We start from the raw sequence: 14,477 nt of genomic DNA, 5'->3' as shown, positions 1-14,477 counted from the left end.
ACTTTCGGGGCAAGCAGGACCGCGGCGGTGGGGCTGGGCTTAGGCGCGGTCAAAGGATAAAGTTATACCCGTGACTCAAAAAACTTCCCTCCTCACCGACCACTACGAGCTGACCATGGTGCAGGCTGCCCTAGCCTCAGGTGCTGCCCACCGGCGCACCGTCTTCGAGGTTTTCACCCGCAGGCTTTCGGGCGGACGCCGCTACGGCGTCTTGGCAGGCACCGGCAGGTTGCTTGAGGGGCTAGAGAACTTCCGCTTTGACACCGAAGAGCTGGAGTTTTTAGCCTCCCGTAAGGTGATCAACGAACAGACCTTGGATTACCTTGCTAACTTCCGTTTTTCCGGTTCTATCCGGGGCTATGCCGAGGGTGAGGTTTTCTTCCCCCACTCCCCCGTCTTGCAGGTTGAGGCGTCCTTTGCAGAGGCCTGCCTGTTAGAGACCTTTATTCTCTCCATCCTTAACTTTGACTCTGCCGTCGCTACCGCTGCCTCCCGCATGACGGTTGCAGCGGGCAAGCGCCCCTGCCTTGAGATGGGCTCCCGCCGAGCCCATGAGCAGGCTGCTGTCTCTGCTGCCCGCGCCGCCGTCATTGCCGGGTTTACCGCTACCTCGAACCTTGAGGCAGGCCGCCGCTACGGGCTTCACACCGTCGGCACCAGCGCCCACGCCTTCACTCTGTTGCACGACTCCGAGCGCCAGGCTTTTGAAGCCCAGCTAGCCTCTCTGGGGGTGGGCACTACCCTGCTGGTCGACACCTACGATGTTGAAAAGGCAGTGAACCTGGCCGTTGAGCTGGCAGGAAAGGAGCTGGGCGCCGTCCGCCTTGATTCTGGCGACCTGGTAGCCCAGGCCCAGAAGGTGCGCGAGCAGCTCGATGCGCTGGGAAACACCGGCACCAAGATTACCGTCACCAGTGACCTGGACGAGTACGCTATCGCCTCACTCGCCGCTGCCCCCGTCAACGCCTACGGGGTGGGCACCAAGCTGGTCACGGGCTCCGGGGTTCCCACCTCGTCCATGGTCTACAAGGTGGTCTTGCGCGAGAACTCGCAGGGAGTCATGGAGCCTGTAGCTAAGGCGTCTTCGGGTAAAGCCTCTGTGGGCGGCAAGAAAACCGCCGTTCGACGCCTTGATACCGCAGGTACCGCTACCGCAGAGGTGGTTGGTCTTGATATCGAGGCTCCTGCTGACTCCAACGACCGGCCCCTCATGGTAGACCTGGTGGTGAACGGGCAGATCCAGCCCGGCTTTACCGGGGCTGAGGGTGTACGCCGCGCGGCCGAGCGTCATGCCCGTTCTCTCGCCGAACTACCGGTTGCAGCAACCCGCCTCTCCCCCGGTGACCCGGTCATTCCCACAGAATTTATCTCCTAAAACGAAGGATCACACGATGTCCAAAGCACTCATTATTGTTGATGTTCAGAACGATTTTTGCGCCGGTGGCTCACTCGCTACCGAGCGTGGCGCCGAGGTTGCTGCCCTCATTAGCGAGTTTGTAGAGAACCATCACGGGGACTACGAGGCGATTGTTGCCACCCAGGACTGGCACGTTGACCCCGGCACCCACTTCTCCGAGAACCCCGATTTCAAGGACTCCTGGCCGGTGCATTGCAAGGCCGAGAGCCACGGTGCCGAGCTGCACGAGGATCTCGATACCGACTACATCGAGGCCTACTTCCGTAAGGGCGAGTTTGAGGCCGCCTACTCGGGCTTTGAGGGGCTGCTGGCTCCCGAGGATTCTGTGATGACCGGCGAGCGCGAGGCCGGTGCCCCGGTCAAGGATGATACCCCTAAGCTGTCTCTCGATGACTGGCTAGCTGAGCGCGATATCACCGATGTTGATGTGGTAGGAATCGCCACCGATTACTGCGTCAAGGCCACGGCCCTGGATGCGGTGGATGCCGGTTATGAGACCCGCGTGCTGCTTGATTTGACGGCCCCGGTTGATGAGGATGCCCTCGATGAGGTGAGCGATGAGCTTGAGGACGCCGGGGTAACGGTCACCGAGGTGCTGTAGCCCAGGAAATTTGATGTTCTAGTGGCTGTGCTTGTGGTGCTAGCAGGCTGGCACATGGTTGGGTCTACGGCGGCCGGTGGTTGTGGTGCCAGCAGGCTGGCTCGGGATTAGGTCTATGGTGGTCGGTGGTTGTGGTGCCAGCAGGCTGGCTCGGGGCTGGCGTTTAAGGGTGCCTGCTGGCACCACAACCACCGGTCTCAATCGTCGTCCTGCAGAGTACCTACTTACGCCCCACGAACCAGTCCTGTAGCTTGTCCAGGCGGGCCTGGAGCTGTTCTGCTGAGGCCTGGGCGACGGCGGGCCCGCCGCAGATTCGGCGTAGTTCGTTGTGGATAGAGCCGTGGGGTTTGCCGGTGCGGGCTGCCCAGGCGGCAACATTTTTAGCCAGCTTGTTCCGCAGGTCTTTGAGCTGGCGGTGGTCAACGACCTGAGGAGCAGCGGACGCCGGTCGCCGGGAGGCGTGGTCTTTTTGGCGGGCGCGGAGCAGGGTGCCTACCTGGTCGGCGTCGAGCAGGCCGGGGATGCCGAGGAAGTCTTGTTCTTCGTCGGAACCGATTTCCAGGCCGCCGGTGGAGAATTCGGCGCCGTCGAAGAGGACGCCGTGGAAGGAGGCCTGGGAGCCGATGGCCTCGAATTTGCCGCGGGTGAGCTGGTCGCTGGCGACTTCTTCCTTGTTGGCTTCTTCAATCAGGTGGTCATCCAAGCCCTCGTTGAGGGGGTCGACCACCTCGTCGGTAGCTCCCTTGCGGTCCAGGGCATGATCGCGTTCAGTTTCCATCTCGTTGGCCAGCATCATGAGCTGGGGCACGGAGGGCAAGAAGACCGAAGCGGTTTCGCCGCGCTTTCGCGAGCGCACGAAGCGTCCGATAGCCTGGGCGAAGAAGAGGGGGGTGGAGGTGGAGGTGGCGTAGACGCCAACGGCCAGGCGGGGAACGTCCACGCCTTCAGATACCATGCGGACGGCGACCATCCAGCGAGCCATGCCCGCTGAGAACTCTTCAATGTTGTTGGAGGCTTCTTTGTCGTCGGAGAGAATCAGGGCGGGTTTTTCGCCGGTAATTTTTTGGAGCTGTTTGGCGTAGGCGCGGGCGTCGGCGTGGTCGGTTGCGATGACCAGGCCGCCGGCGTCGGGGACGGTGCGGCGCACTTCGGTCAGGCGTTTGTCGGCGGCGGCCAGCACGGTGGGGATCCATTCGCCGTCGGGGTTGAGGGCGGTGCGCCAGGCCTGGGCGGTGACGTCCTTGGTAAAGCCCTCCCCCAGGTTGGCTGCCATTTCTTCGCCAGCGGAGGTGCGCCAGCGCATCTGACCGGAGTAGGCCATGAAGATGACGGGGCGCACGACGTGGTCTTTGAGGGCCGGGCCGTAGCCGTAGGAGTAGTCGGACTTTGAGCGGCGGATGCCGTCGGCGTCCTCCTCGTACTGGACGAAGGGAATAGCAGCGGTGTCGGAGCGGAAGGGGGTACCGGTCAGGGCCAGGCGGCGGGTGGCCGGTTCGAAGGCTTCGCGCAGGCCGTCGCCCCAGGAGAGGGAGTCACCGGCGTGGTGGATTTCGTCCATGATGACCAGGGTGCGGCCGTTTTCAGTGCGGGCCCGGTGCAGCATGGGCTTGTTGGCAACCTGGGCGTAGGTGAGGGCAACGCCCTGGTAGCCGCGTCCCATGGTGCCGTCGGAGTTTTTGAAGTTGGGGTCGATGGAGATGCCAACCCGGGCGGCAGCATCGGCCCACTGGCGTTTGAGGTGGTCGGTGGGGGCAACCACGGTCATGCGGTTGATGGTGCCGCGGTTGAAGAGTTCCTTGGCGACGGTGAGCGCGAAGGTGGTTTTACCTGCACCGGGGGTTGCCACGGCCATGAAGTCGCGGGGGTTCTCGGTGAAATACTTGGTCATGGCCTCGGCCTGCCAGGCGCGGAGCTTAGGCGCGGTTCCCCAGGCGGCGCGGTCGGGGTAGGCCGGTGGCAGGGGCGGGTTGGAACCTTCGCCAAAGAGCGGTAACTGGCTGTCGTTCATCTCGTATCTTCCCTTCCCTCTGTTTTTGCCCTCAAAGTTTTTGGGCACCACAAAAGTTTAGCCCCATTCGGGAGCGAATGGGGCTATGAGTCATCTCTCGATAGGTCAGGTTAGCTAGGCCACGGGCAGGGCAGGTAGCAGGTTGCTCAGTCTCTGACCGGCTAGATTGATGGTTTCGTTTCGACCGTCGGTAGCGCTAATAACGATGGCACCGGACACCACGGTGAGGACGACCTCAAAGTCAGCTTCGGGATTGCTGGTGAAGTAGGCGGGAGCCTGGCTCAACAGTAGCTGGGCAAGGGCCGAGGCACTGGAGCCGTCGGAGGTCAGGGTAATGGCCTCGTTGGTGGTGTAGGTGACGCTGACGGTCTGCTGCTGGCCGGCTGTGACCTGGGTGCCGTAGGTGGCGGTCATCTCAGCGCTGTTGACGCCGGTGGCGGTCACGGCGCTACCGCCGCTCTGCTTGACCAGGTGGCGGGTTTCGCCATCGCGGACGCTATCGATGGGGAAAGGGTCCCAGCCATCGGGGAAGGTGACCACATAGTCCAGGCGGAAGGAGGCCCCAGCGGCCAGGACGGCGGTGCCCGCTACGGGTGCGCCGGTAGCGTCCTCGGGGCTGGAGAACCAGAGGCCGGTACCGCCGTAGGTACCGGAGTTGAAGCCGCCCAGGCTACCGCCGGGAGTGAAGGTACCCTCACCGTTGGCAACCAGGCCGGTTGCGCCGTCCGTAATGAGGCCGGTGGAGTCGTCAAACTGCACGTCACCGCTGGTGTTGCTGGTACCGCCGAAGGTTGAGGCTACGCCGACCTTGGTGTTGTAGCCGGCGCTGGCATCCTCGATAGCGACCTGGGAGAAGAGCCCCCAGCGTACAGTCAGAGTAGGGGTAATGACGCTGGTGCTAGCGGCATAGGCAGGCACAAGGGCTGAGGACGCGACGACGGGTGCTGCCCAAAGGCCGGCTGTGGCCAGGGTACGGCGCGAGGTTTGGGGTGAGGTCATGTGTGTTTCCTTAGAGGTGGTTCTGAGCGCGTGATGGTGTGTTAGTTTTCGTCGTTGTCGCCGGGTGCAAGGCCCTCGTAGATTTCCTTGCATTCGGGGCAGACGGGGAACTTTTCGGGGTCGCGGCCGGGGGTCCACTTTTTGCCGCAGAGGGCGCGCACGGGCTTGCCGGTGAGGGCGGACTCCATGATTTTTTCTTTGCGCACGTAGTGGGCGAAGCGTTCGTGGTCGCCGGGTTCGACGTTCTGGACTTCTTCGCGTTCCAGCAGGGCGGTGCCGCCGGAGTGGGCAGTTTCGGGGAAGGGGTCTTCGATGCCGGGAATTGATGACATGCCGGGTCTCCTTTATCTCAAAGCAGTTGGTCTTGTCTACCAGTGTAGTGCCCCCGTCAAGACGGCGTCCGGCTCCTGCTGTGGGGCAGGGGCCGGACGCCGCTGGTGGGGTTACCTGCTTCTAGCAGGTTGAGGTGCGGTTAGCTGTAGCGGGCTACTCGCTGGTACATGTCTGCTACGTGCCGTTCGTAGTTTTTAGCTCCAGCGCGGACGCCCAGGTAGAAGGCCGCTACCCCAATCAGGGCAGTGACGGCGGCACCCAACCAGAACCAGAGCATGCTACCGGTAATAGCCGTGGCCCCCATACCGATGAGGGACGGCAGGGAGAGAGCCATAGGGATAAAGATGATAAGGCCCCGTGCCATGGTCTTAGCCATACCGTCTGGCTGTTCCGGGGTCTTCCAGGGGCTGGTTCCCGGTGGTACCACGGGTGCGTTGAAGACGGTGTCGAGGTAGTTGGCCATGCCGTTGGCGATAAAGTAGGTTCCCAGGGCGCTCACCAGCAAGGGCAGGGCCCAGGCAGCGTGACCGGTCAGGAAGGCAAAAGCCAGGGTGCCCAGCACAATCATGGGCAGGTAGAGCAGCATCATGCCGTAGGCCCGCCCCAGCCTGTCGTCAATGCCGCGCAGAGGTGAGAGGGCGTGCAGGGAGAAGGCCGACCCTTCAAAAGAAGCCAGGGCAGACTGGGAGTAGCCTGCCATCGCCGGTATGAAGGCGACCGCCATGACGAAGGCCATGGGGTTCGTCATCTCTTCCTCTACCCCGTTCGCTGAGACGATAAAGCTTCCCGAGATAAAAACCATCAAGATATACATGAGCGGCATCATGAGCACGTTGAGGTTGGCCCGGGAATCCCGGAGCATCATATCGAGGGTACGGGCGGCAATCGCCCCGCGCACGGTGGCCGGGAAGCGCCCGAGAAGCCCGAGGTTACCCTGGGCCAGGGTTTTGCCTTCGTCCTGAACTCCGGCGGAATCTCCCACGCTGGCCATGGTTTTAGCCGCAAAGAACTGCCAGATGAACCAGGCTAGGGCACAGTAAACCAAGGTGAGCGCGGTAAGAGCTAGAGCGAGGCCGTAGTGGCCTGCTCCTACCTGCGGGGCAATGGCCCAGGCTGAGGCTACAGGAGTCCACTGCAGGTAGCCGAGAATCTGCCGGAGCTGCTCGGTGTTGCTGGTGATTCCCGTGATCATAGCCAGCATCAGGGGCCCGGCAAAGATCAGGGCCGCAAAGGCGAGAAGGGTGAGGGCGTTACTCACTGAGCGTCGCGAGCGGACGGGTATAGAAGCCACCGCGGTCAGGCGTCCGCCCAGAATGGCAAGGGCAAGGCCCAGTAAACCTGCCGGGATGAAAGCCAGGGTAGCCGCTAGCGAGTAGAAGTTGGAGGTTATCAGAGCCAGGACGGCTAGTACCGTCAGCGCACCGGGCACCCCAATCAGCGCCCCCAGGGCTTGGCCGCCCATGAGCTGGCGGACGGTAATGGGGTAGGGGGCGAGGCGCTCCGGGTCAAGGGTGGGGTCGGCACCGGCTGCGACCAGGGGTATCAGCCACCAGGCCAGGGTCAGCAGGCCACCGGCCAGCCCCAGAATCAGTAGGGAGTCGGCAGGGTTTTGCAGGGTGAAACCTATACCGGCCACGGCCACCAGGGCGCCGAGCCCGTAGAGCAGGCCAAAGACCAGGCCCACGATAGCCCAGGCGTTCCCGTTACGGAAGATAGCGAGGAAGTGGTCGAGTTTGAGTTTTAGGAGGACTGCAACCATGAGATTCCCTCCGATACAACGCGTCCGCCCACCAGTTCAACAAATCGTTCTTCTAGCGATACGCCGCCGCGCACCTCTTCCACGGTGCCAGAGGCCAGAATACGGCCGGCGTTCATAATGGCAACGTGGTCGCACAGGCGCTGAACCAGGTCCATGACGTGGGAGGAGATAATGACGGTTCCGCCGCCTGCCACATAGGCCTTGAGAATATCCTGGATGTTCGAGGCAGAGACCGGGTCCACCGCCTCAAAGGGCTCATCGAGCACCAGCAGAGAGGGTGCGTGGATCATGGCGCAGGCCAGGGCTATTTTCTTAGTCATACCGGCTGAGTAGTCGGCGACCTTGCGGCCGGCGGCCCCGGTCAGGTCCATAGCCGTGAGCAGGTCGCGGGTTCGCTCAGCCACGGTTGCCTTATCGAGCCCGTGCAGGCGGCCGGCGTAGGTGAGGAGCTGCTCGCCGGTGAGCTTGTCGAAGAGGCGGACGCCGTCAGGCAGCACGCCCACCCGGCGTTTAGCATCTAGGGGGTTGGCCCAGACGTCCAGACCGCCCACCAGTACCTGCCCGGCGGTGGGCTTGAGCAGGCCCGTTGCCATGGAGAGGGTGGTGGTCTTACCTGCGCCGTTGCGTCCTACCAGCCCGTAGAAGGAGCCTCGGGGCACGGTGAGGTTGACTCCGTCTACCGCGGCCTGCTGGCCAAAGACCTTCACCAGGTTGGTGATCTCCAGGGCTGCGCTGCCCCTGCTGGCCTCTGCCACTTCAGCTTCTACCGGCGCTGAAACCGGCTCAGTCAAGCCGCTGCTGGGTGCCTCTTCAGGCCGGTTGCGGGTTTGGTCGTAAGGTTTATTCTGCGGGGGAAGGTTCTCGTGTGCCATATCTCCACTGTAGCCAGCATCACGGGCTTTTCCCTCCCCCGCTAGGGTGATTCCTTAAAAAAGAGCCATCATCAGGGCTGAGCGGGCCTTTGTGACGCGGGGGTCGGCTGAGCCTACAACCTCGAAAAGTTCCAGCAGGCGTTCGCGCACCGTGGTTTTAGTCTCCGCGTCCACAGCCTTGAAGAGGGCGATAAGACGGTTGAAGGCGTCTTCCACATGCCCGCCAGCTACATCTAGGTCGGCAACGTTGAGCTGGGCCTGTACGTCGGTAGCGTCGGCGGCAGCTTTTTGGCGTTCTTCTGCCAGGTTCAGAGTTGAGACGCGGTGGAGCAGGTGCACCTGAGCCAGGCCGATTTTAGCGTCCGTATCGCCCGGGTTCTCGTTGAGCGCGCGGGTGTAGGCGGCTTCCGCTCCCTGGTAATCGCCCCGGTCCAGCGCCTCGATAGCTTCCCGGTGCAGGGGCGGCAGGGGCTTCTCAGCCTCTGACAGTACAGGTTCGAACCCACCGGGTAGGCCCTGCTGGGCGGCGAGCTGCAGCACCTGGCCCAGTACCTCAGTCAAAGCCTGGGGCTCAACGGGACCGTTGAAGAGCGGGGCCGGGCGGCCAGCGAGCACAGCCACGGCCGCAGGTACGCCCTGAATCTGGAAGGCCTGCCCGATCTCGGGGGTCTTGGTGATATCAACGGCAGCCAGCAGCAGATTGCCGCCGGCAGAGTTCACCAGGGCCTCGACCTGCTCCAGCATCTGGACCGACGCCGGTGAGTGGGGTGCCCACAGGGCAAAAATCACGGCGCCCCGGTTGGACTCCTGCACCAGCTGCTGGAACTGGGCTACATCGGTCACATCGAGTCGCCAGCTGGCAGCGGAGCTCTCCTCAGCAGGCTCAGCGCTGGAACCTGCCGACCCCGCAGCCCCCAGGTCCAGGGCGTTTCGTACCGAAGCGGGTAGGTTCTGATCGTCAATCCCGGCCATTGGCCTTCCTTTCACAGCGACAAATATCTCTACTGTCTATGGTGCCAAAGCTCAGCCGGTAAGCGGGCACCCCTGCCCTAGTTCTAGCCCAGGGCAGAATCACGATAAGGTTGAACACAGTAACTACACCCCTACCCGAGTAGCCAGCATGCCCTCATCCTTTTCTCCCTCCCGCCTCCTGCGGTCTCTGACCGCCCGCACTAACCGCGCACAGGCGTCCGCGCAACCAGATTCCCCGGCCAACACCGAAGAAAGCGGCACCAGGCAGTCACAGAACAACAAGTTCGCGCTACCTGCTATACCGGGTGCCCGGCCCCGCCACCGCCTCCAGGTGCCCGAAGAACCGGCCCACCTCAAAGAGAATAAGGACGGCGCCGCCCCCGCTCCCCCAGAAACCCACGCCCTCGCCCCCGGCAAGGGACGCTACATCAGCAACCCAATCTACTTTGGTTTCATGCTGGCCGTCGGTGTGGGCCTGGCCTGGATGGGCATGTACTTCGTGCTCAACATTGGTGCCTTAGCCGGTTGGCTGACCGGCGCAGTGTTCATCGGTCTGGGGCTAGACCCGGCTGTACGCAAACTTGAACAGTGGGGCCTTCCGCGCGGGGCAGGCGTCACCGTCGTCTTCCTCTTCTTCGTTGCGGTAGCTGCCGCCCTCATCTTCTGGATAGTACCCATCATCGCCCGCCAGGCAGTTTCCTTCATCACCGGCTTCCCCCAGCAGTTTGAGAACTTCCTCAACTCAGATCTTTTCTCAGGTCTCGATGAGCGTTACCACATCCGATCAGCGGTAGATGCCGAGGTAGAGAAGTTCTTTGAACAGGTCACCTCAGACACCTCTGTGGTGAGCGGCTTTATGAACTCCCTCATGAACGCGGGCTCCACCCTGGCGGAAATCACCACCGGCACGATTATCGTGCTCTTCCTCTCCATCTACGTGCTCGCCTCCCTACCCACCATCAAGGCCTGGTTCATCCGCCTGGCCCCTGCCTCCAAGCGTGAACGCGTCGGCTACCTCACCGAAAAAATCACCAGCTCTGTTGGCCAGTACGTCATGGGCCAGGCTCTCGTGGCGATCTGTAACGCCACCTGCGCAGCCATCATCATGCTGATTGTGGGTGTGCCCTTCGCCCAGCTGCTTATGCTCTTCGTCCTGCTCCTGGCCTTCATTCCCCTAGTCGGTGGCGTCAGTGCCGCCGTCCTGGTCTCGGTTGTCTCGCTCATCGATAGCTGGCAGACCGCCCTCTTCTTCCTTATCCCCTACCTGATTTACCTGCAGATTGAGGCCTACTTCATCTCCCCCCGCATCATGAGCAGGGCAGTGGCCGTGCCCGGTGCTGTAGCCATCATCGCGGTGGTTGCCGGTGGCTCCCTCTGGGGTGTTCTCGGTGCCCTCATCGCGATTCCCGTCGCAGCCTCCCTGCTGATTCTAGTCAACGAGGTACTCGTGCCCCGCCAGGACCAGCTCTAACGAACCATCTGCTTTCCTTACCCCGGTAGCACCCTGCCTTTGTGCAGTCGCCGCTACCGGGTTTTTCTGCGCTTCTCACGCGCCCTAGGTCTGGTGCAACCCGCCGGGTTCTACCAGAATCTACGGGTTGCCCAGCACCGCTCGTGCCAGTGGCGGCGTTCCTCGATAGCCCGCTGAGCACCAAACATGTGGTCCTGCTGCCAGACCACCAGGTGCGCTACCCCGGGCTGGATAGGCCGTTCACATTCGGGGCACTTATAGGTTTTCAGAGCATTGATAGAAGGGATGTACTGCACATACCAGTCCCCGTCTTGGGCCCGCTCCACTCGCGGGGCAGGGTCAAGGATACGGGAAATATCGCGCCCAGCGGGGCGGGCTTTATGCCACTTGCTGGGGGCGGCCCCGGAGTTAGAGTTGGGGCGGCGGGGCTTAGATGAAGAACGACGAGGCATTCCCCCATTCTTTCATGCACCGGTGTGCCCGCCCAAGCCACCTGTTAGAGTGGTACGGTGCGTTTAGTTATAGCTGATTGTTCCGTAGACTACATGGGCCGTCTCAATGCCCATCTACCCCGTGCTACCCGCCTGCTCATGATCAAGAATGACGGCTCGGTGCTGATTCACTCCGACGGCGGCTCCTACAAGCCCCTGAACTGGATGAGCCCGCCCTGCCGTCTGCATATTTCCCCTCGCGAAGAGTTCGAGGGCACCTCGGTAGCCGAGGATCTTGACCCCGATGTGAGCGAGCTGTGGACCGTGCAAGCCGCCAAGAGCGACGACAAGCTAGTCATTCGCGTCTTCGGCACCCACGGGGAACTCAGCCACGACCTGGGTATTGACCCGGGCCTTATTAAGGACGGCGTTGAGGCCGACTTACAGCGCCTGTTGGCTGAACAGATTGAGCTTCTTGGTGCGGGCTACCGCCTGGTGCGCCGCGAGTACCCCACGGCAATCGGCCCGGTGGATATTTTGGCCAAGGACGCCGGGGGCGTCTCTGTGGCTGTCGAGCTCAAGCGTGTGGGCGATATCGACGGTGTAGAACAGCTCACCCGCTACCTAGAGCTCCTCAACCGCGACCCCCTGCTAGCACCGGTTCAGGGTGTCTTTGCTGCCCAGCGCATCAAGCCCCAGGCCCGCACGCTGGCAGAAGGCCGTGGCATCCGCTGTGTTGCTCTCGACTACGATGCCATGCGCGGAGTAGATGACGTAGAATCCCGCCTCTTCTAAGACAAGAAAAAACAAGGACGCCGCCCTCCCCCATCTCTGGGGAAGGGCGGCGTCCTTTCGTCACAGTAATCTGGTTAGATCTGTGCGTGCTTAGCTGCGATGGTGACTCGATCGTTAGAGACGGTCAAGAAACCTTCGTGCAGGCGGGTGGTCTTCTTCTCACCGCTGGTTGCCTCAATCAGAAGCTCACCGTCTTCAGCGAGAAGGGCCATGGTGGGGATGTGACCGGGCATGATGCCCAGGTCGCCATCGACAGTGCGTGCGCGCACGTACTTGGCTTCGCCAACCCACACGACTCGTTCACGGGAAACGACTTCAACTTTCAGTGCCATGATTACTTGGCTCCAGACTGTGCCTTGATTTCCTCGTAACGGCGCATGACGTCGTCCATACCACCGATGTTGTAGAAGGCCTGCTCGGGGATGTGGTCAACATCGCCGCGGCAGATCATCTGGAAGGATTCGATGGTGTCCTTGATCGGCACGGTTGAACCCTCGACACCGGTGAACTGCTTTGCAGTGTAGGTGTTCTGTGAGAGGAACTGCTCGATGCGGCGGGCACGTGAAACAACGACCTTCTGCTCTTCAGAGAGTTCGTCAACACCGAGGATGGCGATGATGTCCTGAAGTTCCTTGTTTTCCTGCAGGATAGCCTTGACCTGGATTGCGGTGTCATAGTGCTCCTGACCGATGTACTGGGGGTCCAGGATTCGGGAGGTGGAGGACAGGGGATCAATCGCGGGGTACAGACCACGTGAAGCAATCTCACGGGAGAGCTCGGTGGTTGCATCCAGGTGGGCGAAGGTGGTTGCAGGTGCGGGGTCGGTGTAGTCATCCGCAGGAACGTAAATTGCCTGCATGGAGGTGATGGAGTGACCACGGGTTGAGGTAATGCGCTCCTGCAGCAGACCCATTTCGTCGGCCAGGTTGGGCTGGTAGCCCACAGCGGACGGCATGCGGCCGAGCAGGGTTGAAACCTCAGAACCTGCCTGGGTGAAGCGGAAGATGTTGTCGATGAAGAGCAGAACGTCCTGGTTCTGAACGTCACGGAAGTATTCCGCCATGGTCAGGCCGGTCAGCGCAACGCGCAGACGGGTTCCCGGCGGTTCGTCCATCTGGCCGAACACGAGAGCGGTGTCCTTCAGAACGCCAGCTTCTTCCATTTCAACCCAGAGGTCGTTACCTTCACGGGTACGCTCGCCAACGCCAGTGAATACTGAGGTACCACCGAAGTTACGGGCAACGCGGGTAATCATTTCCTGGATCAGAACGGTCTTACCAACGCCTGCACCACCGAAGAGACCGATCTTACCGCCCTTGATATAGGGGGTCAGAAGGTCGATGGACTTGATGCCGGTTTCCAGCATCTCGGTCGAACCTTCGAGGTCTGCGAAGCCGGGGGCAGCGCGGTGGATGGGCCAGTAGGTGTCGGCCTTGATTTCGTCGTTGGAGACGTCGAGGGCGTCACCGAGGACGTTGAAGATGTGGCCCTTGACGCCGTCGCCTACGGGGACGGAGATGGGAGCGCCGGTGTCAACTACAGCCTGGCCGCGGACGAGGCCGTCGGTCTGCTGTAGGGAGATTGCGCGTACCAGTGAGTCACCGAGGTGCTGGGCAGTCTCGAAGGTGATCTTACGGGTGGTGCCGTTGAGGGTCAGATCAGCGGTCAGCGCGTTGTAGATGTCAGGTACCTGGCCGGCAGGGAACTCAACGTCAACGACAGGGCCGATAACGCGAGCAATGCGACCGGTTGCGCCCTGAGCCGGCGCGGTAGCCGATTCGTTCAGAGTGGCAGTCATTGTTCTCACTTACCTATGTAGAGAGTGGAAAGTTGTCTGGTGGATTAGGAGGCGAGTGCGTCGGCGCCGCCAACAATTTCGCTGAGCTCCTGAGTAATTTCTGCCTGGCGAGCGTTGTTCATCAGGCGGGTGTACTTCTTGATGAGCTCGTCAGCGTTATCACCTGCGGACTTCATCGCGCGCTGGCGGGACGCCAGTTCGGAGGCCGCTGCTTCTAGCAGGCACGCATAGATGCGGGAGGCGATGTAGCGGGGTAGCAACTCGTCGAGAACTTCCTGGGGGCTGGGCTCGAATTCAAAGACTGAGTTCTGCTGGAACTGGTCGTCTTCGAGACGTTCGCCGGGCAGGATTTCTTCACCGAGTTCGCGTGCGTCTGCTACCTCGATGGGGAGCAGGCGCAGGACGCGGGTTTCCTGGCTGACCATGGAGACGAATTCGGTGTAGATGATGTGGAGGTCATCGACGTCACCGTTTTCGTAGGCTGCCAGGATGGCGTCGCGTGCTGCAACGGCCATCTCGACGTTGGGGTTGTCGGTGTTGCCTTCCCATGCCTGCTCGTATTCGCGTTCGCGGAAGTCAAAGTAGGACTTTGCCTTGCGACCGATGAGGTAGAGCTTGACTTCACGTCCCTCACCGCGGAGCTTCTCAATAAGACCCTCGGTTTTTTTGAGGACGGATGAGGAGTATGAACCCGCAAGGCCGCGGTCGCTGGTGAGGACGAGTACTGCGGAGCGACCGGTCTTAGCCTTTGAGCGTGCGTTAAGCAGGGGGTGCTCAATGTGGTGCTGGGTCGCGATGGCAGTGACAGCCTTAGTCAGCGCATTTGCGTAGGGGCTAGCGGCCTCTGCGCTCTTACGTGCCTTGTTAATGCGTGAGGTTGCGATCATCTCCATCGCCTTGAAGATCTTCTTCATAGACGATGTTGAAGTAATCTTTTGGCGGTAAACCCTAATCTGGGCTCCCATAGAGATTCCTTTCACTCCTAGGGTGAGGGCCCCTCCCCCAGGTTCTGTTGGAGGGG

General features: G+C 61.5%; 14 protein-coding genes. 4 read left to right on the top strand and 10 right to left on the bottom strand.

From position 1 onward, the window contains the following. Nucleotides 1-70: 70 nt before the first annotated feature. Both L7A20_RS09330 and L7A20_RS09325 read left to right on the top strand, forming a co-directional pair. Nucleotides 71-1,375, top strand: a complete 1,305-nt coding sequence (locus L7A20_RS09330) for a nicotinate phosphoribosyltransferase (protein WP_272879223.1) — start codon at nt 71-73, stop codon at nt 1,373-1,375. A 16-nt stretch (nt 1,376-1,391) separates the two neighbouring features. Beyond that, nucleotides 1,392-2,018 (top strand): isochorismatase family protein, encoded by a 627-nt coding sequence (locus L7A20_RS09325; RefSeq protein WP_237223199.1) that lies wholly within the window; start codon nt 1,392-1,394, stop codon nt 2,016-2,018. A 220-nt stretch (nt 2,019-2,238) separates the two neighbouring features. On the opposite strand, the gene L7A20_RS09320 is transcribed toward L7A20_RS09325, so the two are convergent. The 6 genes from L7A20_RS09320 to L7A20_RS09295 form a co-directional block, all read right to left on the bottom strand. Next, the gene (locus L7A20_RS09320; RefSeq protein WP_237223197.1) at nt 2,239-4,026 is read right to left on the bottom strand and encodes a DEAD/DEAH box helicase; all 1,788 of its coding nucleotides are present in this window, start codon (nt 4,024-4,026) and stop codon (nt 2,239-2,241) included. Nucleotides 4,027-4,140: 114 nt separating this feature from the next. Beyond that, on the bottom strand, nt 4,141-5,025 hold the full coding sequence (locus L7A20_RS09315; RefSeq protein WP_237223195.1) for a hypothetical protein: 885 nt from the start codon (nt 5,023-5,025) through the stop codon (nt 4,141-4,143). 41 nt (nt 5,026-5,066) lie between these two features. Then, nucleotides 5,067-5,357 (bottom strand): DUF3039 domain-containing protein, encoded by a 291-nt coding sequence (locus L7A20_RS09310; RefSeq protein ID WP_135013381.1) that lies wholly within the window; start codon nt 5,355-5,357, stop codon nt 5,067-5,069. 140 nt (nt 5,358-5,497) lie between these two features. Continuing rightward, nucleotides 5,498-7,117: a hypothetical protein gene (locus tag L7A20_RS09305; protein ID WP_237223194.1), complete on the bottom strand. Its 1,620-nt coding sequence runs from the start codon at nt 7,115-7,117 to the stop codon at nt 5,498-5,500. Next, on the bottom strand, nt 7,099-7,989 hold the full coding sequence (locus L7A20_RS09300; RefSeq protein WP_237223191.1) for an ABC transporter ATP-binding protein: 891 nt from the start codon (nt 7,987-7,989) through the stop codon (nt 7,099-7,101). The genes L7A20_RS09305 and L7A20_RS09300 overlap by 19 nt, the downstream gene beginning before the upstream one ends. Before the next feature lie 54 nt (nt 7,990-8,043). Next, on the bottom strand, nt 8,044-8,961 hold the full coding sequence (locus L7A20_RS09295) for a co-chaperone YbbN (protein WP_237223190.1): 918 nt from the start codon (nt 8,959-8,961) through the stop codon (nt 8,044-8,046). A gap of 148 nt (nt 8,962-9,109) precedes the next feature. On the opposite strand from L7A20_RS09295, the gene L7A20_RS09290 reads away from it, so the two are divergent. After that, entirely contained in the window at nt 9,110-10,432 is a 1,323-nt protein-coding gene (locus L7A20_RS09290; RefSeq protein ID WP_237223188.1) for an AI-2E family transporter, read from the top strand. 110 nt (nt 10,433-10,542) lie between these two features. Here the strand turns inward: L7A20_RS09290 and L7A20_RS09285 are convergent, their stop codons facing one another. Further along, the gene (locus L7A20_RS09285) at nt 10,543-10,884 is read right to left on the bottom strand and encodes an ATP/GTP-binding protein (RefSeq protein ID WP_237223186.1); all 342 of its coding nucleotides are present in this window, start codon (nt 10,882-10,884) and stop codon (nt 10,543-10,545) included. Between the two features lie 57 nt (nt 10,885-10,941). On the opposite strand from L7A20_RS09285, the gene nucS reads away from it, so the two are divergent. Continuing rightward, a complete protein-coding gene (nucS, locus tag L7A20_RS09280) occupies nt 10,942-11,658 on the top strand; it encodes an endonuclease NucS (protein ID WP_237223184.1) in 717 nt (238 codons plus the stop codon). Between the two features lie 74 nt (nt 11,659-11,732). Here nucS and L7A20_RS09275 read toward each other — a convergent pair whose 3' ends face one another. From L7A20_RS09275 to L7A20_RS09265, 3 genes are read right to left on the bottom strand one after another with little or no spacing between them, the layout of a single operon-like run. Next, complete coding sequence (locus L7A20_RS09275; RefSeq protein ID WP_135011542.1) at nt 11,733-11,990, bottom strand: F0F1 ATP synthase subunit epsilon; 258 nt, start codon at nt 11,988-11,990, stop codon at nt 11,733-11,735. Between the two features lie 2 nt (nt 11,991-11,992). Next, on the bottom strand, nt 11,993-13,456 hold the full coding sequence (gene atpD, locus L7A20_RS09270) for a F0F1 ATP synthase subunit beta (RefSeq protein WP_185174462.1): 1,464 nt from the start codon (nt 13,454-13,456) through the stop codon (nt 11,993-11,995). A gap of 44 nt (nt 13,457-13,500) precedes the next feature. Then, on the bottom strand, nt 13,501-14,421 hold the full coding sequence (locus L7A20_RS09265; protein WP_237199509.1) for a F0F1 ATP synthase subunit gamma: 921 nt from the start codon (nt 14,419-14,421) through the stop codon (nt 13,501-13,503). Nucleotides 14,422-14,477 lie beyond the last annotated feature (56 nt).

The sequence above is a fragment of the Rothia nasimurium genome (assembly GCF_928381415.1).
In the GTDB taxonomy this organism is placed as follows: Bacteria; Actinomycetota; Actinomycetes; order Actinomycetales; family Micrococcaceae; genus Rothia; species Rothia nasimurium_H.
Note: the sequence above shows the minus strand (reverse complement) of the source record. Positions and strands in the feature narration are given on the sequence as shown.

Bases quoted from the DNA above. Each gene is read 5' to 3' on its own strand.
- L7A20_RS09290 (WP_237223188.1), top strand. From the start codon at position 9,110: ATGCCCTCATCCTTTTCTCCCTCCCGCCTCCTGCGGTCTCTGACCGCC.
- L7A20_RS09305 (WP_237223194.1), bottom strand. From the start codon at position 7,117: ATGGTTGCAGTCCTCCTAAAACTCAAACTCGACCACTTCCTCGCTATC.
- L7A20_RS09320 (WP_237223197.1), bottom strand. From the start codon at position 4,026: ATGAACGACAGCCAGTTACCGCTCTTTGGCGAAGGTTCCAACCCGCCC.
- L7A20_RS09265 (WP_237199509.1), bottom strand. From the start codon at position 14,421: ATGGGAGCCCAGATTAGGGTTTACCGCCAAAAGATTACTTCAACATCG.
- L7A20_RS09325 (WP_237223199.1), top strand. From the start codon at position 1,392: ATGTCCAAAGCACTCATTATTGTTGATGTTCAGAACGATTTTTGCGCC.
- L7A20_RS09295 (WP_237223190.1), bottom strand. From the start codon at position 8,961: ATGGCCGGGATTGACGATCAGAACCTACCCGCTTCGGTACGAAACGCC.
- L7A20_RS09300 (WP_237223191.1), bottom strand. From the start codon at position 7,989: ATGGCACACGAGAACCTTCCCCCGCAGAATAAACCTTACGACCAAACC.
- L7A20_RS09310 (WP_135013381.1), bottom strand. From the start codon at position 5,357: ATGTCATCAATTCCCGGCATCGAAGACCCCTTCCCCGAAACTGCCCAC.
- L7A20_RS09275 (WP_135011542.1), bottom strand. From the start codon at position 11,990: ATGGCACTGAAAGTTGAAGTCGTTTCCCGTGAACGAGTCGTGTGGGTT.
- L7A20_RS09285 (WP_237223186.1), bottom strand. From the start codon at position 10,884: ATGCCTCGTCGTTCTTCATCTAAGCCCCGCCGCCCCAACTCTAACTCC.
- L7A20_RS09315 (WP_237223195.1), bottom strand. From the start codon at position 5,025: ATGACCTCACCCCAAACCTCGCGCCGTACCCTGGCCACAGCCGGCCTT.
- atpD (WP_185174462.1), bottom strand. From the start codon at position 13,456: ATGACTGCCACTCTGAACGAATCGGCTACCGCGCCGGCTCAGGGCGCA.